The sequence below is a fragment of the Undibacterium sp. CY21W genome, assembly GCF_014284265.1.
Classification (GTDB): domain Bacteria; phylum Pseudomonadota; class Gammaproteobacteria; order Burkholderiales; family Burkholderiaceae_D; genus Undibacterium; species Undibacterium aquatile.
In genome coordinates this window covers 405,170-426,624 of sequence record NZ_JACOGE010000001.1, presented here as the reverse complement: position 1 = coordinate 426,624, position 21,455 = coordinate 405,170, and the positions used below count along the sequence as shown (strand labels likewise).

Below are 21,455 nucleotides of genomic sequence, written 5' to 3'. Positions count from 1 at the left end.
ATACACCCCCCAGTATATTTAGCCCTTCAAAAGGCTAAAAGTGAGGAAACTGGTGCGATTGGCGGAGGTAAGGCGGTTAAGACTATGGGCTACCTGCGGGCAGAACCATTTCGCCTTTATACGAACAATTTTAAGAACCGTACACAGTCAATGACGTTGAGCCAATTCAGCCCTGCGCCATAAGTAAATGGCGCTTGCCACCAGGCAGGCTGTTGCGAGTTGCAGCGCGTAGCTGAGTGCCGTTGCGTGGTCAGCGGCAAATTGCTCCATCACGGCCACGACGACGGGGCCGAGCAATTGACCAAACGCGAAGCTGGCGGTCATGCGTGCCAGGACGGCGGTCGGGTTAGCTGCGGCGCGAGCCCGTGCTTCCTGCATCCCCAGCATGGTGATGACCATGAAATTTCCGCCGACGAACAAGGCGGCCAGTACGATGCTGGCCATCGAAAGCCAGATGCAGGGCAAGATCACGCCAACGGCCATCAGCGCATGGGACATTGCCCACACATGCAGGCGATTGCACTTGCCGAGCACGCCAGCAACGATCAGGGTCGATGCGGCAGCCGCCATGCCGAATACGGGCCATGCCCAGCCGAATATCTGCGGGTCATCCAGCAATTGTCTTGCCTGTGCGGGCAGATACGTCGCTGGCAGGATGTAGCCAAAACCAAACATGCCGTAACAGACTATCAGCCCCGTCACACCGGACGCTGAAGTTGATGCTGAAGTTGATGCTGATTCTGATACTTGCGCGGCATTCACAGGTGCAGCGATGCTGTTTGCAACTGGCGGTAAGGGAAAGTAAAAGCTGGCGATCAGTGGCAATATGGCGACCAGTGACGCCAGACAAGCTAAGACTATCCACATCTCACTGGCGGGCATTTTTTCTGCCGCCCACAAACAAAAAATACCCGCCGCGACGATACCCAGCCCAACGCCAGCATAGATAAGCCCCGCCATACGGGGCCTGGCCAGATTCGCCATCCAGCCCAGCCCCCACGCGCTGGTCGCAATCAAGGCCCATGCACTGCACAGACCAGCCAGAAAACGCAAGATCAGCCAGATCCGCTCAGACGAGGTAAGGCCTATCGCAGCGGTGACGATCACAATGCAAATCAGGCTGAGTGCCAGCAATCTGGCGGGCGGCAAACGCACCCGGCTGGCACAGAGCGCGCCGATCAGATAGCCCAGATAATTACTGGCGGCCAGCCACGCACCTGCATCGCTGCGCAACACGCCGTCCCGCAACATCAATGGCAGCAGAGGTGTAAACGCAAAACGGCCGATTCCCATCGCCAGCGCTAAGGACAACATGGCGGCGATAGCGATGATGATGGCGAAGTGTTGCGGACGTGTAGCAGGATGCAATGCCGGTGTATTCATCCGTTCATTAAAATGGAAATCTGCTTCACTGACAAATGAATTATTCTGGATTAAGATTCTCTTTATGAGAACAATAGATTTAGAGTCACTGCTGATATTCCGAACCGTGGTTGAAGAAGGCGGCGTCGTGCGCGCGGCAAGCAAGTTGCATCGTGTGCCTTCGAATGTCACTACACGCATACGGCAACTTGAAGAATACCTGGCCGTTCAACTCTTCCGACGCGAAGGCCGTACGCTGGCGTTGACGACGGAAGGACACACACTGCTGAACTACGCGCACCGATTGCTGCGTCTGGCAGACGAAGCGGTAAACGAAATGCAGACCGGAAAGCCGCAAGGTACGTTCCGGCTGGGCTCTCTGGAAAGCACCGCGGGCAGCCGTTTAGCGCCGATACTGTCGCACTATCACGAGCAACATCCGGATGTGATTGTCGAACTGATGACTGGAACCACCGCCGCGCTCATCAAGCGCGTCACGCAGTTTGAGATCGAAGCAGCATTTGTTTCTGAACCATACACAGCGCCGGAACTGGAATCGATTCCCATCTTTCAGGAAAAACTGGTGTTGATCACTTCAAACAAAATCAGCCGCTTACACAGCCCCAGTGATCTAGGCAGCAGCACCATGATTGCATTTGCGCAGGGCTGTTCGTATCGCCAATGTCTGGAGAACTGGTTAAGCCATCACAATGTGATTCCGCAACGTGTGCTGGAATTTGCTTCCTATCAGGGAATGATCGCCTGCGTTGCCGCCGGAACCGGATTTGCCATCGTGCCGGTATCGGTCTTGAGCGCTTTGCAGGCGAATGACAAAGTCAATCAGCATGCATTACCAAAACAGGTGTCGTCGAACAAAACGCATCTGGTCTGGCGGGGTCAGGCATCGTCAGCATTAACGGCATTCATCAAAATGCTGAAGACAAAAAAATGAAGCCACAACTGGTCTTCTTCACATCTTAAAATATCCGACAGGCTGATCGCCATACTAAAATTAAAACAGGAAAAATTCAGGCCAGATCGTGCGCCACCTGATCTGCGATCTGAGCCCATTCTGCATCGGTGAACAGGCGGGAACGGGTGTGAAACGCCTTACCGCTTGCGCCTTCCAATGAAAATGTGCCGCCGTGGCCGTCGATCACATCCAGAATCAGCTGTGTGTGTTTCCAGTAGTCGTATTGCAGCTTGCCTATGTAAAACGGCACGCCGCCGACCTCGCCCAGTTTGATGTCGTAGGGGCCTATGGTCAGATCGGTGGGCAGATAGCAATTGGCTGCGCTGTTATCACAGCAGCCGCCGGACTGGTGAAACATAATGCTGCCATGTTCTGCCTGCAATTGCTGTATCAGTTCCAGCGCTGCGGGTGTGGCGGTGACTCGCTCAACCATAATCGCCCCTCCAAAACCGTCCATCTCTATTTTTTAAAGATAGGCGGTGGTTTGTGATGCATTGGGCATGGCGGTTTTATCCGCCACCCTTGTTCCAATCAAATTTTATGAGCGTTTGCCGTAAGCCGATGCAAATATACCCACAATCTCAGCATGCGATGCTTGAATCGGATTGGTTAAACCGCACACATCTCTGAGCGCGTTTTGTGCCAAGACAGCAAAATCCTCTTGCTTCACACCCAATTCTTCGAGCGATTTTGGAATGCCCACGATATCTGCTAATTTTTTAATCGCTTCAATGACGCCCAAACCTGCCAAATCTGGATTGCTGGCATTCAAAATGCCGCCAATTTGATTTAAGCGCTCTTGTGCGGCACGCAAGTTAAACGTTTCCACATGTGGCAAAAGGAGTGCATTGCACACACCGTGCGGTAGATTATAAAAGCCGCCCAATTGGTGCGCCATCGCGTGAACATAACCCAAGGACGCATTGTTAAATGCCATACCCGCTAAAAACTGCGCATAGGCCATTTGCTCGCGTGCTTCCTGATTTTTAGGTTCTTTGACCGCAATCGGCAAATAGCGTCCGATTAACTCTATGGCCTTGACTGCACAAGCGTCAGTCAGGGGGGTGGCAATCGTTGAAACATAGGCTTCAACTGCATGTGTCAATGCATCCATCCCCGTGGCCGCAGTCAAGCCAGCGGGCATCGCCTCCATCAAACCTGAATCGTTGATGGATAAAAATGGTGTCACGTGGCTGTCGACTATCGCCATTTTAACGTGCCGGGTTTCATCCGTGATAATGGTAAAACGCGTCATTTCAGACGCGGTTCCTGCCGTTGTATTCACGGCGATGAGCCTCATTTGTGGCACTTTGGATTTATCTAAGCCCTCGTAATCCTCAATTTTCCCGCCATTGCTCGCAACCAGCGCAATGCCCTTGGCACAGTCATGCGATGAACCACCACCCAAAGAGATGATGAAATCGGCTTGCGCGGTTTTGAGTTTTTCAAGGCCGGAATTGACGTTGCCAACGGTTGGATTGGGTTGCACGCCATCGAATACGTCTGCCGAAATACCTTGGGCGGCTAGCTTATCGGCGACGGTTTTTGCTAAACCCATTTTTGATAAAGCGCCGTCCGTGACGATTAAGGCTTTTTTATAGCCCATTTGTCCTATTTGATTAATTCCCTCATCTAAAGCACCCAAACCAAGAATGTTTTTACCTGGCATAAAAAATTGTGAAACGCCCATAACGATTTCCTTAATTTTTTTAAATAAGAACTTACGTAAATTTGTCGCGGCAAGGTATGGCGGCGAAGACAGTACGCACAGTACGGAGAGGAGTCATAACGCCGCAGTGATGATTTTTGCGTAAGTCCTGCAAATATTCAATCAACACTACAAGGGGCACTATGGACAGGTGACGAGCCACCTGTCCAAATCAGAGACTTAACTCCCCATGGAAATTAAAAGAAGCCGAGTTTATTCTCACTGTAGCTGACCAGCAGATTTTTGGTTTGTTGGTAATGATCGAGCATCATTTTGTGCGTTTCACGTCCGATACCGGATTCTTTATAGCCACCGAACGCTGCATGCGCTGGGTAAGCGTGGTAGCAATTAGTCCAGACGCGACCCGCTTTGATAGCACGACCCATGCGATACGCGACGTTACCATTACGGCTCCATACACCGGCACCCAGACCATACAAGGTGTCGTTGGCCAGCGCCAGCGCTTCAGCTTCATCCTTGAACGTTGTCACTGCCAGCACAGGGCCAAAAATTTCTTCCTGGAAGATACGCATTTTGTTGTGGCCTTTGAACAGCGTAGGCTGCACATAGTAGCCGCCTTCCAGATCGCCACCCAGATGCGCCTGACTACCACCCGCCAGCACTTCGGCACCTTCTTGTTTGCCGAGATCCAGATACGAGAGGATTTTTGTCAGTTGTTCTTTGGAGGCCTGCGCACCCATCATGCTGTCGGTATCCAGCGGATTTTTATGCTGAATCGCGGCAACGCGTTTCAATACGCGTTCCATGAATTTTTCGTAAATCGATTCCTGTATCAGCGCGCGCGATGGGCAGGTGCAGACTTCGCCCTGATTGAAGGCAAACAAGACCAGACCTTCGATGGCTTTATCGAGAAATTCGTCGTCTTTATCCATGATGTCGGCAAAGAAGACGTTCGGCGATTTGCCGCCCAGCTCCAGCGTGGCCGGAATCAGATTATTGGCGGCGGCCTGCGCGATCACGCGGCCAGTGCTGGTCGAACCAGTGAACGCAATCTTGGCGATACGTTTGCTGGTCGCCAGTGGCATACCGGCTTCGCGCCCGAAACCGTTGACGATATTGAGCACGCCAGGTGGCAACAGATCGGCAATCAGATCCATCAGAATCAGAATCGAGATCGGCGTGGATTCAGCTGGTTTCAGCACGACGCAATTACCTGCGCCCAGCGCCGGAGCCAGTTTCCATGCAGCCATCAGAATCGGGAAATTCCACGGAATGATTTGCCCGACGACGCCGAGCGGTTCCTGAATATGATAAGCGACGGTGGTTTCATCGATATTCGACAAGGCGCCTTCCTGCGCCCGCACGCAACCGGCGAAATAGCGGAAGTGATCGGCGGTCAGTGGAATATCGGCATTCAGCGTTTCGCGTATCGCTTTACCGTTGTCGACGGTTTCGGCATAGGCCAGCAATTCCAGATTCGCCTCGACACGGTCGGCAATTTTCAGCAGGATATTCGAGCGTGTGGCGGCATCGGTTTTGCCCCAGGCATCGGCTGCAGCATGTGCCGCGTCCAGCGCCAGCTCGATATCTTCGGCTGTGGAGCGCGCTGCCTGTGTATAGACTTTGCCGTTGATCGGGGTGATGACATCAAAATACTCGCCTTTCACAGGCGCAGTCCATTTGCCGCCGATGAAGTTGTCGTAACGGGATTTATATTGGATTTTGGCGCCTGCAGCACCTGGGGCTTCATAGATCAAGGTTGTCTCCTTCAGTTAGTTGTTATTGACAGTCACAAAGTTTTTTTGCGCTGGTCAGCGCCACTATTCGCAAAAGCCATGCCAACATCGGATGACAAGATAATCTGACCTGCTTTCCCGTCTGGCGTCGTCTGTAGGAAAGCAATGAAGACGGCTATACATGCACTTTTGCCGACGGATTCCTGCTAAGATAGTTGTCAACTGTCCGCTGATGTCTGTGACACCTGACACAAAATGAGACAGGTATAACAGTGGCAAAAAAAGCAGTAAAAGCAGCAGTAAACACAGCGGCAAATACCGATGCCGCAGGAGACAAGTTCATGCGCAACCACGCCATTCTGCCCTCATCCCATCTGAAGCAGGCCCGTTTGCAACTGGTCGAATATGGCATAGCTCCGGCTCCGGGCATTGATGATCGCATTGCACAATCCTGGCAACGCAGCTTGTCGGCAGGGCTTTTCCCGGTAGGACGGGTCGAATGTGAAGACAATTTAAGCAGCAGCAATTTACAACATGCGCGTCATTTCAATCATGAGCTGATCAGCCATTCAGAACCGGTGATCGAATATCTGTTTGAACAGGTGCGGCACAGCCATAGCATGGTGATACTGGCCGATGCGCAAGGTGTACTGATGCATACGCTGGGTGATTTGGATTTTCTGAATAAGGCTGACCGTGTCGCATTGAAATGCGGTGCCACCTGGGCGGAAAATCAGCGCGGCACCAATGCGATCGGCACGGCAGTGGCTGAGGCAAATGAAATCGAGATTCACGGGGCGGAACATTATCTTGAGCATAATGAATTTCTGACCTGCGCTGCGGCACCTATCTTGTCCGCACAAGGTAGGTTGATGGGGATACTGGATATCTCCGGCGACCATCGCAGCCGCCATCCGCATACGCTGGGTCTGGTCTCTACAGCGGCACAAATGATAGAAAACAGCATGGTACTGAGCGCTTGTCAGCATCAGATTATCGTGCAATTGCATCCGCGCGCCGAAGGTTTGGGCTCGGTAGCGCAAAGTGTGCTGGCATTTTCAGAAGATGGCTGGCTGACTGGCGCGAATCGTAAAGGGCTGGCATTACTAAAATTGCAGTACAAAGACATCGCGGCAACCTGCTGGTCGGATTTATTCGAGACAGAATTTCAACAGATACTGTCATTTCACCAGCGCGCAGTGATACGGCCTGAAACGCTGCGAACCAAAGATGGCGGCATGTTGTTTGCGCAAGTACATAGTCACAGCCTGGCGCGGCAAGCACTAAGCGCCAATACAAAAGCCCCTCCGGCAACACCCATATCCCCGACGACGAAAAATGAAGATGCCCAGTGGCTGGCCGCAAGCGAGAGAGCACGCAAGGTCATCGACAAGGCGATTCCTTTACTGGTGACGGGCGAATCCGGGGTTGGTAAAGAATTGTTTGCACAGGCAACACACCGGGCATCACTGCGCCGGAATAAGCCGTTTGTCGCGGTGAATTGTGCAGCGATTCCAGAACATCTGATCGAAGCCGAATTATTCGGTTACGTCGCTGGCGCATTTACCGGCGCGACAAAACAAGGTGCACAAGGACGTTTGCGAGAAGCGCAGGGCGGCACTTTATTTCTGGATGAAATCGGCGATATGCCTTTAGGCTTACAAACACGATTGCTGCGGGTGTTACAGGAACGTCAGGTCACACCGCTGGGAAGCAGCACGCCGGTGGCGGTGGATTTCAATTTAATTTGCGCCACCCATCAAAATTTAAAAAACAGCATCACTACTGGCCGTTTCCGCGAAGATCTGTTTTATCGCATCAATGGTTTAAACGTCTGCCTGCCTGCGTTACGGGCGCGGACGGATTTTGAGTTTTTATGCGGAAGACTATTGCAAGAATTTGCACCGGACAGCGATCTGCACATTGCACCCGATCTGCTGAGCGCGATGAAAACCTTTCACTGGCCCGGCAATCTGCGTCAACTCAGCCACGTGCTGCGCGCTGCGGTCGCTTTACGGGATGATGACCAACACTGCATCAGTTGGGAACATCTGGCAGACGATTTGGTCGCAGAGTTGCGGGCGCCGACTGCTCAGAAAGCCGCTGCGCCAATCGTCAGCGACAACGCTGGTGAGCCACAAGAACTCAGCTTACATGCACGTTCGATGAAAGCGATCCGGCAGGCACTCGCCAATGCCAATGGCAATGTCTCGGCAGCGGCACGCGAATTAGGTATCAGTCGACAAACGCTGTACCGCAAGCTGCAAGAGACTTAATCCGTCAGACAATTCCGGCAAAATTTTTTCTGATGACGCATAAAAAAACACTGGCTCGCGAGCCAGTGTTTTTTATTGTTACGACCGATAAGTCACTAGCAAAGTGACTAGCAATCACTCAGACATCTAAACGGATAGTGACGGAATCTGCGTTGTAAGTGACCGTCGCTTTAGGAAAGCCATCGACCGTCACGGTAGCGAATTTACCACCGACCGATTTTGCGCTCAGTATTGTCAGTACGGTTCCTGCCGCGGGTTTGTAATCGGCAGCAAATTTCAGATTCAGACTGGCCGCACCATCAATCGCAACTGCACCTGCGACTTGAACTTTGCCGAGGTTACTGCTGTTGGCGACGATTTCCAGCGCGCTGCCAGTGAGTTGCGTGTAGTTTGCCAGCAGTTGCAAAGGCAATTTGCTGTTATGCACCAGCTTGCCACCATTCAGATAAACATCGCCTTTACCAAATGCCAGATTGCTGTCTGCTGCCAGCGTGCCTGCACTGATAATCGTGCCGCCACTGTAGCTGTTATTACCGCTCAGACGCAGGATACCCGTACCCAGTTTCGTCAGGCGACCAATACCGATGATGTCATTTCTCCAGCTATCCTGTGCAAAGAAGCCACCTTTCGTTGCATCCATCGTGACGCTGACATCGCCGTTGAATGCAGCGTAAGCATCCGCCGCCGCGAACAGATTCAAGCGACCCCAGCCTTCTTCATCATCCAGAATCGGATAGCCGGATGGCAATGCGGTAGTTTTCAGCACAACGCGACGCTGATTTGCATCGAGATAAGGCAAACGCGTTTCCAGTAATATTTCCGCCCCTTTTGGTACGACAGCTGGTTTGCTGGCGTCGCCCATCGCTGGCAAGCCAAAAGTCAGACGACGCAGATAATTTGCCTTATTGATCTGGTAGTCAGCAAACCGGTCACTCGCCGCCGTGCCGCTATGGGCATAGGTCTGTAAAGCATTAGCATCACTCAGTTTCAGGGCATTTTGCAAACCGGATTGTGCCTGTTGATATGCCTGCGTTTTCAGATCATTCTTAGCATTCGCACCAGTGGCAATACTCGCTGTCGCCACGGCCTGCGCCTGTACGCGGCCACTGATCACGTCGAGCGGAGAATGCATGCCAGCGAGGATACGGTTTTCACCGAGTTCCAGCCCCCGCGCCAGCATTTCCTGATAGCGCTGCGGCACCAGATACGCCATCGCAATCGCCTTGCGCACCGCTTCCGCAGAGTGACCGCTGATATAACCGCCATCGGTTGCCGGGGTGGTACTTTTCGCTGGTTCCAGCGCCGCGACGACCTTGACATTGCTGTTCCAGCGCCATGGGCGGGCATATTTGAAGAAACGTTTGGCAGGTTCGGTAGAACCATTTTCACCGATGTTATTAACAAAATCGACCGCGAGACCAAAGCTGGTGTTGGTACTGCTGCCGACGCCGGTATCATTGCCTTTATCGTCATAGCGCACAGTCGTCGCATCCGCCGCGATGTCGGTGATGGTGGTGGTTTGTTGCGCACTGCTACGCCATGCCTGCGTCAACGGGCCCATGCCATCGCTGATGCTGTATCCCTTGTTGCGGCGATCATCCAGATAGGCGGCGAGTTCCTGCTCAGGCGTACGCACTTTAGTTGCGTCGACTACATACTGAATATTGGCGTTGTGTATCGTCGTGTTGAGCACTTTGCCATCGGTCGCATCACCTGGAATACCAGTCCAATCCGATGCTGTCACTGCGGGAAAACTACCATTCGCTGCGGCTGGAGAACCCGCATCCACCAACAGACTGCGCGGTTGCCAGAGTTGCAGAAAGCCCGCAACGACACGCACACCGGCGTTGGTTTGGAAGGTCGCATAGCGTGCATCGCCGCGTTGATTGGTATAAGCAAAGTCAACGTAAGGAAGCACTTTACTTTCGTCAGCAACCGGCGCGCTATCGGTAACGCCGGAACCTTTGGGTGCATCCGGAATAACTAACGGCGCCGTCGCCACGACCGAATCGGAAGATCCGCCACAAGCGACAAACATGAAGCCAGAAATCAGAACGGCGGAAATCGTACGTAGCGGAAATGAGGTTTTTATCATTTTCTATACACAGTGAGATGAATGGGTCGGCCGAATCAACGAATAGAACAAGTCGAATACGGGCGCTCACTATAAGGGCGGCGTATGTCATCCCTGTGACACCGTTCATTCAATACAGGTTGTGATGAAAAATAACTCACCGATTCAGGCGTAAAACTTATTTTTAAGTATTTACTGAATGAGATATAGTATACCCCCCTACCCTATTTTATTTGATATGAGCCATACGATTAAAGATAAGCAAAAGCTACTGAACCGGGTGCGTCGTATCCGTGGCCAGCTCGATAGCATAGAGCGGGCACTGGAGGAGGAAAAAGGCTGCATGGAAATTCTGCATCAGATCACCAGTTGCCGCGGCGCGATGAATGGCTTGCTCGCCACGGTATTGGAAGACCACATACGCACGCATCTGATTGACGCACCGCATGACAACACTGAACACAATGAAGATCACACCGATGCACGCGAACAGCTGATCGATGTGGTGAAAAGTTACTTAAAATAAAGCGCTCAACATGATTGAATTCTCAACTCTGCTGCAACAAGGCGCAACGAATGCGTGGCTGTTTATTCCCAGCGCCATCCTGCTTGGCGCTTTACACGGACTGGAACCCGGCCATTCAAAAACCATGATGGCGGCATTTATCATCGCCGTGCGCGGTACGCTGACACAGGCCGTTTTGCTGGGGCTGTCGGCGACCCTGTCGCACACCGTGATCGTCTGGATCATCGCACTGGCCGGTATGTATTTCGGCCAGCAATGGAATGCCGAAGCCACTGAACCTTACTTACAGGTTGTGTCCGCGATCCTGATTATCAGCATCGCCGTCTGGATGATGTGGCGTACCTGGCGTAATCAACATCATGCTCACCATCACCACCACGACGATATGCAAGAGATCGATACGGGGCATGGCATTGTGCGGCTGGAGATATTTGAAGATGGTGTACCGCCACGGTTCCGGCTCTATCAAGACAATCAGGACAAGCAGCACTATCACGTCTGGACGGCGGAACAACTGACGTTAGAAACCGTGCGTAACGAGAAAGATCACCAGACTTTCAGCTTTGTGCAACGGGAAGGCTTCATGGAGTCGGAACAGACGATTCCTGAGCCGCATGAATTCTCTGCCCATTTGCACTTAGGTCATGGCAGCCACTCGCATGAATATGTCGTGCACTTCACAGAACATGAACATCATCATACTGAGTCAGACGGCCTTGACGTGGCCGGTGACGACTATCAGGATGCGCATGAACTTGCCCATGCGAACGACATACGCCGTCGCTTCACCAACCGCGAAGTAACGACCGGACAAATTGTCATGTTCGGTTTAACCGGCGGCCTCATTCCCTGCCCGGCATCGATCACGGTCTTGCTGCTCTGCCTGCAACTGAAAAAGGTCGCGCTGGGTGCAACACTGGTGCTGAGTTTCAGCATTGGCCTGGCGCTGACCATGGTCATGTCTGGCGTGTTGGCCGCATTGAGCATCAAACACATCTCGAAACGCTGGAGCGGTTTCGGCACATTTGCCCGCAGAGCGCCGTATTTATCCGGCGCGCTGATTTTACTGGTCGGCTTCTACCTGGCTTATGAGGGCTTGCATAGCTTACTGAAATAAGATGAGTAAAGAGCGGCAAGAAAAGCCGCTCCGCTATCAGCCCTGAGCTTGCGCCCTGCCCCAGCATTAAAACGTTTTGCTGATGCTGACGACTAGGGCGGTCTTACCAAGAAACTTCCCGTTTGCAGGCGATGCATAGCTCGTCTCACTGGCATTCGTACCAACTACCGCCACAGCGCCTGTCAAGACGCCGAAATCTTTGGTGATGCCGATTTTCCAATCCGTATAGCTGCTGGCACTGTTATTTTTCACCTGTTGATGCCCCGCATGGATGTTCAACGTCAGCCCAGTGGCGACGTCGATGTTGGCACCCAGATCGAGATAGCCGCTGTTTTTACTGTCAGCAATACCGAATAAATTGGTGACCGCATGTGAATACTTCACGTAGGCCGGGCCATAGGTCAGTTGCCCGTAAACCTCGGTGGTATTCGCATCCGTGGCCAATCCATTGGAAGGATAAACATAAGTCAGAACACCGATGTCGTAGCTGATGTCTTTGTTTATCTCACCACGGCGACCAGCATACAAATCCGCTTCAAGATTACCGCCGCCGCCCGCATCTTTCGTCCACTTAATGCTGGAAAACCATGCGCCCGCATACAATCCGCTAGGATTATGAACGTAATCAGCACCGCCTTGCAAAGCTGCTTGCAGACGTGTTTGCGAAATACCGCGATAACGGTAGTCGGAAGTCAGCGCAGCATTAAAACTGACTTCGTTGTCCGGCTTCATTTCAGGTTTGACTTCCTGCGCCTGGACATAGCCCACAGAAAATAAGGTCGGGAAAATTGCTGCAACAAGTATTTTTTTCATAGCACTTCCTTTCATGATAACGACAATGTCGTTCTGATTGATGTTCATCGTCCGCCGCAAATTTCAATTCGCTGAGTGACGAAAAACATATAAAAACTTAAATAACAGGCGTGCAGACGCCCCTCCGGCGAGCAGATTCTGGCGCCGGATACTCAGAGAAAAAATGGAAAATCAGCTAGGTAATAACAATCGGTAGCCGACCGCTGTTTCGGTCAGAAGATAACGTGGCTGGGTCGGATCATCTTCTAATTTATGCCGCAGATAGCGCATGTAAATGCGCAGATAATGGCCACTTTCTGCATGCGATGGCCCCCACACTTCGCGTAATAATTGCGGGTTAGTCACGACCCGGCCAGCACTATTGATCAGTGCGCTCAGAAGACGAAATTCAGTCGGGGTGAGTTTGACGATGACGCCCGCTTTCGTGACCATACGCGCCTGCACATCGACTTTAACGTCGCCAAACTGAACGACGCCATCTGGTGTACTACCGGGTTGACGCTGACGCCGCAAAGTTGCCCGCACCCTCGCCTGCAATTCACCGACACCAAATGGTTTCGTCAGATAGTCGTCGGCACCGGCATCCAGCGCTTTAATTTTTTCCGCTTCGCTCACTCTGGCTGACAACACGATGATAGGGACACCCGACCATCTGCGCACGTCTTTAATGAAGTCGATACCGTCACCGTCAGGCAGACCAAGATCAAGAATAATCAGATCAGGCTGGCGGGTGCCGGCGTCGACCAGTCCGCGTTGTAAAGTGCCGGACTCAAACACCTGCCAGCCACCTTCTTCTAAAGAGCTGCGGACAAAGCGGCGGATTTGCGGTTCATCTTCCACCAGCAAAGCGGTGGGCAGAGTGGCATTGTGTTCTGACATAGGCGGCGTCGATGCTGATGTGTTCATACGGATAATGGTCGTATCGGATGGTTGCTGCCGATGGTGTGTGCTTCCTGGTTCATGAGGCTCATGATTTCCATATCCGGCATATCTGGCGGATTTCCTAATGGCAGAGAAATGATAATACAGGCACCGCCATCGGGTGATACCCCAGCATGGATACGCCCTTTATGGGCTTCGACAATAGCGCGACAGATGGCCAGCCCAAGACCCACACCCGGTTTGGAAGACTCTCTTTCACCACGGGTAAATTTTTCAAACACCGCCTCTTCTCTGCCCTGTGGCAGACCCGGCCCATTATCAAATACCTTGATATCGATGTCGGCTCCGCTGGTTTCGGCACTGAGGGTAATACGGGAACCTGCCGGTGTATATTTCGCCGCATTTTCCAGTAGATTACAAAGCACACGTTCTATCAGCACGGCATCAAAATGAATTAACGGTAAATCCGCTGCCATGATAGTCTGCACCTGATGTTCTTTCAGTTGTGGAGCGCAGATACGGATAGAACTGCCGATCACTTCTTCCAGTGGCTGCCATTGCAGATCGAGTTTGATTTCACCACTCTGTATGCGCGCCATATCTAACAGATTGGAGACCAACGCACTCATACGCAAGGTTTCATCATGTAAGGCATGTGCCATTTCTTTCTGGCGATCACTGAGCGGCGGTGTTGACATCGTCAGCGATTCGGAGATCCCCACCAGCGAGGTCAGCGGTGTACGTAAATCATGTGACAGCGCGGCCAGCAAGGAATTACGTAAACGCTCGGACTCCATGTGCACCAGCGCATTCTGTGCCACCTCAATGTAATGCAGACGCTCCAGCGCAATCGCCGCCAGCGCAGCAAATGTATCCAGCTGCTGCCTTTGTTCCGGTATGAGTATCCAGCGACGATTATCAGGTTGTATCGCTAATAATCCGCGTGTACGCATAGGTGCCACCAATGGCAGATAAAAGAAATTGCTGGCAGGCAGAGTGTCAGTGCCGATACCTGCGGTTTCGGCTTTATCAAAAGCCCATTGCGCTATCCCCATATCCAGACCGGGAACTTCAGGTGACGGCGGCTGTAAGCGGCCTTCATCGTCAGGTAACAAGAGTGTCGCGTTCGCCCGGAACGCACGCTGTATGATGGCCTGGGTTTTATCAGAGATCTGTTCGCCCTGTAACACACCGGATAAATCACGGGCAAATTCGTATAAGGCACGAGAGCGGGATTCTCTGCGTGAGGCGACTTTCGCCTGATACCGCAAACCCGCCGTGAGATGTCCGGTAATCAGCCCCACAACTAACATCACGACAAACGTCATGGCGAATTGCAGATCACTGACGGCAAACGAAAAACGCGGTGGTACAAAAAAGAAATCAAACGCCAATACGCCCACCACCGTTGCCAGCACGGATGGCCCCCGGCCAAAACGCACAGCGACCAGCACGACCGTCAATAAAAACAACATCGCAATATTGACCAGATTAAAAATGTCGAGCAAGGGCGTCGCCACCAGCGCTGTCACCATACTTGCCAGAGCGGCCAGCAGATAACTCCGTATCTGGTTTCGGTTGTATCGATTGGCAGCCGGAATGCGTTTATCCGGTGAGTGCATCGCAACGGATTCCGCCGCCATCTCTGACAGCGAATCCTCATGATCAGATGCAGCGCGACCAATTTCTATCAGATCAATATGCGGCGCTAATGCAGCGACTGTCCTCGCATACGACGTCGTCCACGGTAACCGGCGTGACAGGCGTGACGGCCGCCCCATCACGACGCGTGAAAAATTCTGTCCGTTCGCATAATCAACAATTGCCTGCGCAATGTCATTACTGAATAACACCGCAGTGTTGGCACCCAGATCCTGCGCCAGCTTCAGACTTTTTAAAATGCGTTCACGCTGCGCTGCCGGTAATTTTTGCAATGCAGGTGTTTCGATATAAACAGCGTGCCAGACTGCATTCATCTGCCCCGCCAGTCTGGCCACACTGCGGATCAGATGATCCGCGCCACGCCCGGGTCCAACACAAGCAAGCAATGCTGCATCCGTTTTCCAGACGGTATTGATCGATTTTTCAATTTTATAGGCGCGAACATCGTCCTCTACCCTGTCGGCAGTGCGACGCAAGGCCAGTTCACGCAGCGCAATCAGATTTCCTTTGCGAAAAAAATTCTTCGCAGCGCGTTCTGCCTGCGGTATCTGATATACCCGCCCTGATTTCAGCCTGGCTAACAGCTCATCGGCAGGAATATCCACCAGCACCACTTCATCGGCTTCATCAAACACGGTATCCGGCACGGTTTCTGCCACCCGTATACCGGTAATACTGCCGACCACATCATTCAGACTTTCTAAATGCTGGACATTCACGGTCGTGTAGACATCGATGCCGGCATCCAGCAATTCTTCGACATCTTGCCAACGTTTAGGATGGCGGGAACCAGATGCATTCGAGTGTGCCAGCTCATCCATCAGTATCAATGGCGGATGCCGCTCCAGTGCTGCATCAATATCAAACTCGGACAACACTTTGTCGCGATAAGGGATATTCCTGAGTGGTAAGACATCCAGACCATGAAGCAATGCAGCGGTTTCTTCCCTGCCGTGAGTTTCTATCACGCCGACTAATACCTGACGACCATCCGCTATCATTTTCCGCGCGGCGGTCAGCATTGCATAGGTTTTACCAACACCGGCAGACGCGCCGAAGTAGATGCGCAACTTGCCACGCGCGGCGCGGCGCTCCTGCGCCTGCACATGTGCCAGCAACAAATCGGGGTTAGGACGCTGATCGCTATTGATGGCCATCGTTATGGTATTTCTCTTGAAAATCAGTTAAAGCAGCTGAGTGACAGAATTGCCGGAAGCACAGCATTCGCGCACTTCCGTATCACATCAAATTTCTGCAACATGTTGCACTACTTATTTTTTCTTCTGATCCAGCGCCAGGTTTAATGCCAGAACATTGACCCGTGCTTCGCCAAATAAACCTATCACCGGATGTTCGGCAAGTTCATCAATCAGGTTACGCACCTGGTCTGTTCCTATCTGACGCACATGCGCCACACGAGACGCCTGATAATACGCTGCAGCAAGGCTGATGTCAGGATCTAGCCCACTGGCAGAGGCCGTTACCAGATCGACCGGTATTTTGGCCGTGTTTGCAAGATCTGCGGCTTTCAGAGCATCGATACGGGCTTTGACTGCATCCGTCTGAGCCTGATTGCTAGGGCCAAAATTGCTACCGCTGGAAGCAAGCGGGTTATTTGGCATAGGGCCTGTAGCGGAAGGACGCCCCCAAAAATACTGCGGCGAACTGAAAGCTTGTCCTATCAGGGAGGAGCCAACAATTTTCGCGTCTTTGCGGATCAGACTACCTTCCGCTTTGTCTGCAAAAGCGATCTTACCGACGCCGGTCAGCGCAACCGGATAGAGCACGCCAACCAGAATTGACAGGCTGCAAAACAGCATGAATGCAGGACGCAGCGTGTGAGTGAAAGAGTGAGTGACAGAGTTCATGAATATCCTCGATTTCTACGTTAAGCCAATTGCAATGCGGTCAGAATCATATCGATCAGTTTGATACCGGCAAATGGCAAGAGAATGCCGCCAAGGCCATAAATCAACAGATTGCGACGCAATAACAGCGATGCACCGATCGCACGGTATTTCACGCCTTTAAGCGCCAGCGGAATCAGAAACACGATGATCAGCGCATTAAATATCACCGCAGACATGATCGCAGATGACGGGCTGGTCAGATGCATGATGTCCAGCGTTTTTAATTCCGGATATGTCGCCACAAATGCGGCCGGAATAATTGCAAAATATTTAGCGATATCGTTGGCGATAGAAAAAGTCGTCAAAGAGCCACGCGTCATCAGCATCTGTTTACCGATTTCGACGATCTCCAGCAACTTGGTCGGATTGGAATCCAGATCCACCATGTTTCCCGCCTCTTTGGCGGCCTGCGTACCTGAATTCATTGCCACCGCCACATCTGCCTGTGCCAAAGCGGGTGCATCATTAGTACCGTCACCAGTCATGGCGACGAGGCGACCGTCGGACTGATAACTGCGTATCAGCTTGAGCTTATCTTCCGGCGTTGCTTCTGCCAGAAAATCATCGACACCCGCCTCTGCCGCAATTGCTGCTGCCGTCAGCTTATTGTCGCCGGTAATCATGATGGTTTTAATTCCCATACGACGCAACTCGGCAAAGCGTTCCTTGATGCCCCCCTTGACGATGTCTTTCAGCTCTATCGTTCCCATCACCCGGCCATCATCCACCACGACCAGCGGAGTACTGCCACGACGGGAAATGTCATCGACAGTTTTCGCGACTTCCAGCGGAAACGAACGCCCCATCGCCTCGACAAATTTTCTGGCTGCGTCAGCAGCGCCCTTGCGTACAACGCGTTCCCCGATATCAACGCCACTCATGCGGCTTTGTGCAGTGAACTGGACAAACTGTGCGTGGAGTGAAGACATTTCTCTCTCACGCAAATTAAAGCGTTGTTTTGCCAACACCACGATACTGCGTCCTTCCGGTGTTTCGTCGGCCAGCGATGCAAGTTGCGCTGTATCTGCAAGTTCAGAAGGTGTCACGCCGGGTGCAGGGAAAAACTCGGATGCCTGACGGTTGCCTAAGGTAATCGTGCCGGTTTTGTCGATTAACAGGATATCCACGTCCCCGGCAGCTTCAACCGCACGACCCGATGTAGCGATCACATTTGCCTGCATCATGCGACTCATTCCCGCCACGCCTATGGCTGACAACAAGCCGCCGATGGTTGTTGGGATCAGACACACTAACAGCGCAATGAGTACCGTGATAGAAATTGGCTGTGAAGTCATTCCTAGCGCTTTGGCCGCATCGACACTGAACAACGAGAACGGCAGCAGGCTTACCGTCACCACCAGGAAAATAATGGTTAAGGCGATCAGTAAAATCGTCAGCGCAACTTCGTTTGGTGTTTTCTGACGTTTAGCGCCTTCGACCATGGCGATCATACGATCGATAAAGCCCTCGCCCGGATTCGACGTCACACGCACCACCAGCCAGTCAGACAACACCCGGGTACCGCCCGTCACGGCAGAGAAATCGCCGCCAGATTCACGTATCACTGGAGCAGATTCGCCTGTGATTGCGCTCTCGTCGACGGTGGCAACGCCCTCTATCACTTCGCCATCGACCGGAATGACATCGTTGGCTTCGACTAAAAAGACATTGTCTTTACGCAGATCTTCCACCGCCGCTGGCAGCCAGGTGGTGCCATGTTTAGGGATAGCCAGCTTTTTGGCCATCACCGTTTGCTTCAGCGCCCGTAATGATGCCGCCTGTGCTTTGCTGCGCCCCTCTGCCAGCGACTCAGCAAAATTGGCGAACAGGACGGTGAACCATAGCCATACGGAAATGGCCAGAATGAATCCGGAGCTGGCTTCCCCCTGACCAAACAGGGATTGCAAAAATAACAGACTCGTCATCACACTGCCCACATAAACGACAAACATGACCGGGCTGCGCAACTGCGTACGAGGGCTGAGTTTTCTGAAAGAGTCGGCAATTGCCGGGCCTATCAGACTTGCATCAAAGAGCGGAAGACGAGGCTTGCCGCCGGTTTGCACGGCATAGTCAGCCCCTACGCTGGTGCGATCGGTGGAACGATCATTGCTGTGATCAGCGGAACCAGCTTTGTTATCAGAACTTTTTTGGACATTGGTACTGGACATCAGATTTCCCCTCAATTCTTAGCGTGGTGCAACAAGCTGCAGATGTTCGGCGACCGGCCCTAAAGCCAGCGCTGGCACATAGTTCAGTACGCTGATCAGAACCACGGTACCTGCCAACAAGGCGATAAACATCAAGCCATGCGTAGGCATCGTGCCGGCATTCACTTCCAAACGTTTTTTCGCAGCCAGCGAACCGGCAATTGCCAATACCGGCACAATCATGGCGAAGCGCCCGAACCACATCGCAATCGCCAGCATGATGTTGTAGAAAGGTGTGTTGGCACTGATACCGGCAAATGCGCTACCGTTATTGTTAGCGGCGGAAGTGAATGCATACAGCACTTCAGAAAAACCATGCGCTCCCGGATTCAGAATGCCGGCACGACCAGCCTCTGTCATGACTGCAATCGCGGTACCTGCTAACACCAGTACAGGCGTGACCAATATAGCGACTGAGGTCATTTTCATTTCATACGACTGGATTTTTTTACCCAGATATTCAGGCGTACGACCTATCATCAGACCAGCAATAAATACTGCGAGGATGGCAAAAATCAGCATCCCGTACAAACCCGAGCCAACCCCGCCGAATACAACTTCACCAAATTGCATCAGGGCGACAGGAACCAAACCACCGAGTGGCATTAGGGAGTCATGCATCGCATTCACCGCACCACAAGAAGCCGCAGTAGTCACTGCGACAAAAAGTGAAGATGCACTGATACCAAAGCGGGTTTCCTTGCCTTCCATATTGCCGCCTGACTGCAGGGCGCTGCTGCCCTGATCAACATTCATCGCTGCCAAAACAGGATGTGTCTGCTGCTCGGCCACCATCACGCCGACCGTCATCACAACGAACAGCAATGTCATGGTCGCCAACACCGCCCAGCCTTGTCTCTGATCACCGACCATGCGGCCAAATGCAAAACACAAGGCTGCCGGTATCAGGAAAATCGCTATCATCTGAAAGAAATTGCTCAAAGGTGTAGGATTTTCATAAGGGTGAGCAGAGTTCACATTGTAGAAGCCGCCACCGTTGGTCCCCAACAGCTTGATCGCTTCTTGCGAGGCAACCGGCCCCATCGCCAGTGTCTGTGTGCGGGTTGTCATCTCTTCCGTTACAGGTGCGCCTTTGCTGTCTTTTAACGGCTGACCATCCGCGCCAGTCTTAGGCATGCTATAGGTCACGGCATCGGCTAACTGCACGTCTTTATATGCCGAGAAATTCTGCACCACGCCTTGTCCCATCAAGAAAATGGCGAAGATCACAGACAAAGGCAGCAACAGATATAAGGTCGAACGCGTGAGATCGACCCAGAAATTACCTATAGATTTGGATGAGTGTGCGGAGAAGCCACGGATCAGGGCGAAGACCACGGCAATGCCAGTCGCCGCTGAGAAAAAATTCTGCCCCGCCAACGCCAGCATCTGCGTCAGGTAACTCATCGTTCCTTCACCGACGTATCCCTGCCAGTTCGTGTTACTGACAAAGCTGACCGCTGTGTTAAAGGACGAATCCGCACTAACATTCGGCATCGCTTGCGGATTCAACGGCAACCATAATTGCAATCGCTGTATCGCATAAACAAACAAGGTACCAAGTACATTAAATACCAGTAAGGCTAAGGTATACCCTTTCCAGGTCATCCCTTCGTCTGCTTTGACTCCGGCGAGTTTATACATACCTCGCTCTAACCAGGCCAGCCATCGCATTCCGGGCACTGACGCTTTGCCATCAGCAATTTTTGCAATCAGTATCCCTAATGGATACGACAACACCAGTAATACCGCTAAAAATACGATTAATAGAATAAGCGCTTGTGTCGTCATCACAGTTCCTCTGCGTTCAATAACGCGATCACCAGATACACCAACAAACCTGCGGCAATTAACGCACCGCCGATATAAAACATGTTCATGACTTCGCTCCTAATTTTTCACACACCAACATCAGGATCCAGATCATCAAAAAACAGATGACTATCCCGCCTGCATAAAGAATGTCCGTCAACAATTCCATCACATACCTCTTCCGTTTTTTCCACACTGTGGAGAATAGACAAAAGGGTCTAAGAATTTTGTTAAAACTCTGGGTGAAGCTGTAAACAAACTGTAAAAATTGGGGTTGGAAGAGAACTCGTGCAGACGCGGTACGGACTACGTTGAGATGCCTAAATCAGAACAGGAAAATTGAAAGTGAACTATCAGCGCAAAGGAGAGGGCCTAGCAGTGATCGCCGTGAAATAAGCCGCTTTCCGTATTGGAAAAGGCGTCATTACCGCGA

General features: G+C 52.1%; 16 protein-coding genes. 4 read left to right on the top strand and 12 right to left on the bottom strand.

Annotated features, from left to right (window positions below; translation table 11 throughout):
- Positions 1 to 147: 147 nt before the first annotated feature.
- Entirely contained in the window at positions 148 to 1,383 is a 1,236-nt protein-coding gene (locus H8K29_RS01860; protein WP_186896179.1) for a YbfB/YjiJ family MFS transporter, read from the bottom strand.
- Between the two features lie 64 nt (positions 1,384 to 1,447).
- Here H8K29_RS01860 and H8K29_RS01855 point away from each other — a divergent pair, with 64 nt between their 5' ends.
- A complete protein-coding gene (locus H8K29_RS01855) occupies positions 1,448 to 2,314 on the top strand; it encodes a LysR family transcriptional regulator (protein ID WP_186896178.1) in 867 nt (288 codons plus the stop codon).
- 76 nt (positions 2,315 to 2,390) lie between these two features.
- Here H8K29_RS01855 and H8K29_RS01850 read toward each other — a convergent pair whose 3' ends face one another.
- The 3 genes from H8K29_RS01850 to H8K29_RS01840 form a co-directional block, all read right to left on the bottom strand.
- Positions 2,391 to 2,768 (bottom strand): DUF779 domain-containing protein, encoded by a 378-nt coding sequence (locus H8K29_RS01850; protein ID WP_186896579.1) that lies wholly within the window; start codon positions 2,766 to 2,768, stop codon positions 2,391 to 2,393.
- A gap of 105 nt (positions 2,769 to 2,873) precedes the next feature.
- Positions 2,874 to 4,025, bottom strand: a complete 1,152-nt coding sequence (locus H8K29_RS01845) for an iron-containing alcohol dehydrogenase (protein WP_186896177.1) — start codon at positions 4,023 to 4,025, stop codon at positions 2,874 to 2,876.
- Between the two features lie 215 nt (positions 4,026 to 4,240).
- The gene (locus H8K29_RS01840) at positions 4,241 to 5,761 is read right to left on the bottom strand and encodes an aldehyde dehydrogenase family protein (RefSeq protein WP_186896176.1); all 1,521 of its coding nucleotides are present in this window, start codon (positions 5,759 to 5,761) and stop codon (positions 4,241 to 4,243) included.
- Positions 5,762 to 6,081: 320 nt separating this feature from the next.
- Between H8K29_RS01840 and H8K29_RS01835 the strand changes: the two genes are divergently transcribed.
- On the top strand, positions 6,082 to 8,016 hold the full coding sequence (locus tag H8K29_RS01835) for a sigma-54-dependent Fis family transcriptional regulator (protein WP_186896175.1): 1,935 nt from the start codon (positions 6,082 to 6,084) through the stop codon (positions 8,014 to 8,016).
- Between the two features lie 118 nt (positions 8,017 to 8,134).
- Here H8K29_RS01835 and H8K29_RS01830 read toward each other — a convergent pair whose 3' ends face one another.
- Positions 8,135 to 10,111 carry an autotransporter-associated beta strand repeat-containing protein gene (locus tag H8K29_RS01830; protein WP_186896174.1) on the bottom strand — a complete coding sequence of 659 codons (1,977 nt, stop codon included), beginning with the start codon at positions 10,109 to 10,111 and terminating at the stop codon, positions 8,135 to 8,137.
- Between the two features lie 217 nt (positions 10,112 to 10,328).
- Here H8K29_RS01830 and H8K29_RS01825 point away from each other — a divergent pair, with 217 nt between their 5' ends.
- Positions 10,329 to 10,616: a metal/formaldehyde-sensitive transcriptional repressor gene (locus tag H8K29_RS01825; RefSeq protein ID WP_186896173.1), complete on the top strand. Its 288-nt coding sequence runs from the start codon at positions 10,329 to 10,331 to the stop codon at positions 10,614 to 10,616.
- Between the two features lie 10 nt (positions 10,617 to 10,626).
- Complete coding sequence (locus tag H8K29_RS01820) at positions 10,627 to 11,733, top strand: nickel/cobalt efflux transporter (RefSeq protein ID WP_186896172.1); 1,107 nt, start codon at positions 10,627 to 10,629, stop codon at positions 11,731 to 11,733.
- A 66-nt stretch (positions 11,734 to 11,799) separates the two neighbouring features.
- Here the strand turns inward: H8K29_RS01820 and H8K29_RS01815 are convergent, their stop codons facing one another.
- The 7 genes from H8K29_RS01815 to kdpF form a co-directional block, all read right to left on the bottom strand.
- The gene (locus H8K29_RS01815; protein WP_186896171.1) at positions 11,800 to 12,546 is read right to left on the bottom strand and encodes a TorF family putative porin; all 747 of its coding nucleotides are present in this window, start codon (positions 12,544 to 12,546) and stop codon (positions 11,800 to 11,802) included.
- A gap of 171 nt (positions 12,547 to 12,717) precedes the next feature.
- Entirely contained in the window at positions 12,718 to 13,452 is a 735-nt protein-coding gene (kdpE, locus tag H8K29_RS01810; RefSeq protein WP_370527116.1) for a two-component system response regulator KdpE, read from the bottom strand.
- Entirely contained in the window at positions 13,449 to 16,247 is a 2,799-nt protein-coding gene (gene kdpD / locus H8K29_RS01805; protein ID WP_186896170.1) for a two-component system sensor histidine kinase KdpD, read from the bottom strand. The genes kdpE and kdpD overlap by 4 nt, the downstream gene beginning before the upstream one ends.
- A 114-nt stretch (positions 16,248 to 16,361) precedes the next feature.
- Complete coding sequence (gene kdpC, locus H8K29_RS01800; protein ID WP_186896169.1) at positions 16,362 to 16,958, bottom strand: potassium-transporting ATPase subunit KdpC; 597 nt, start codon at positions 16,956 to 16,958, stop codon at positions 16,362 to 16,364.
- Positions 16,959 to 16,978: 20 nt separating this feature from the next.
- Positions 16,979 to 19,171, bottom strand: a complete 2,193-nt coding sequence (kdpB, locus tag H8K29_RS01795; RefSeq protein ID WP_186896168.1) for a potassium-transporting ATPase subunit KdpB — start codon at positions 19,169 to 19,171, stop codon at positions 16,979 to 16,981.
- Positions 19,172 to 19,189: 18 nt separating this feature from the next.
- Positions 19,190 to 21,001, bottom strand: coding sequence for a potassium-transporting ATPase subunit KdpA (gene kdpA, locus H8K29_RS01790; RefSeq protein WP_186896167.1), 1,812 nt, complete (start codon positions 20,999 to 21,001; stop codon positions 19,190 to 19,192).
- A complete protein-coding gene (kdpF, locus tag H8K29_RS01785) occupies positions 21,001 to 21,090 on the bottom strand; it encodes a K(+)-transporting ATPase subunit F (RefSeq protein ID WP_186883864.1) in 90 nt (29 codons plus the stop codon). The genes kdpA and kdpF overlap by 1 nt, the downstream gene beginning before the upstream one ends.
- Between the last annotated feature and the right edge of the window lie 365 nt (positions 21,091 to 21,455).

Bases quoted from the DNA above. Each gene is read 5' to 3' on its own strand.
- H8K29_RS01860 (WP_186896179.1), bottom strand. From the start codon at position 1,383: ATGAATACACCGGCATTGCATCCTGCTACACGTCCGCAACACTTCGCC.
- H8K29_RS01855 (WP_186896178.1), top strand. From the start codon at position 1,448: ATGAGAACAATAGATTTAGAGTCACTGCTGATATTCCGAACCGTGGTT.
- H8K29_RS01850 (WP_186896579.1), bottom strand. From the start codon at position 2,768: ATGGTTGAGCGAGTCACCGCCACACCCGCAGCGCTGGAACTGATACAG.
- H8K29_RS01845 (WP_186896177.1), bottom strand. From the start codon at position 4,025: ATGGGCGTTTCACAATTTTTTATGCCAGGTAAAAACATTCTTGGTTTG.
- H8K29_RS01835 (WP_186896175.1), top strand. From the start codon at position 6,082: ATGCGCAACCACGCCATTCTGCCCTCATCCCATCTGAAGCAGGCCCGT.
- H8K29_RS01830 (WP_186896174.1), bottom strand. From the start codon at position 10,111: ATGATAAAAACCTCATTTCCGCTACGTACGATTTCCGCCGTTCTGATT.
- H8K29_RS01825 (WP_186896173.1), top strand. From the start codon at position 10,329: ATGAGCCATACGATTAAAGATAAGCAAAAGCTACTGAACCGGGTGCGT.
- H8K29_RS01820 (WP_186896172.1), top strand. From the start codon at position 10,627: ATGATTGAATTCTCAACTCTGCTGCAACAAGGCGCAACGAATGCGTGG.
- H8K29_RS01815 (WP_186896171.1), bottom strand. From the start codon at position 12,546: ATGAAAAAAATACTTGTTGCAGCAATTTTCCCGACCTTATTTTCTGTG.
- kdpE (WP_370527116.1), bottom strand. From the start codon at position 13,452: ATGAACACATCAGCATCGACGCCGCCTATGTCAGAACACAATGCCACT.
- kdpD (WP_186896170.1), bottom strand. From the start codon at position 16,247: ATGGCCATCAATAGCGATCAGCGTCCTAACCCCGATTTGTTGCTGGCA.
- kdpC (WP_186896169.1), bottom strand. From the start codon at position 16,958: ATGAACTCTGTCACTCACTCTTTCACTCACACGCTGCGTCCTGCATTC.
- kdpB (WP_186896168.1), bottom strand. From the start codon at position 19,171: ATGTCCAGTACCAATGTCCAAAAAAGTTCTGATAACAAAGCTGGTTCC.
- kdpA (WP_186896167.1), bottom strand. From the start codon at position 21,001: ATGACGACACAAGCGCTTATTCTATTAATCGTATTTTTAGCGGTATTA.
- kdpF (WP_186883864.1), bottom strand. From the start codon at position 21,090: ATGAACATGTTTTATATCGGCGGTGCGTTAATTGCCGCAGGTTTGTTG.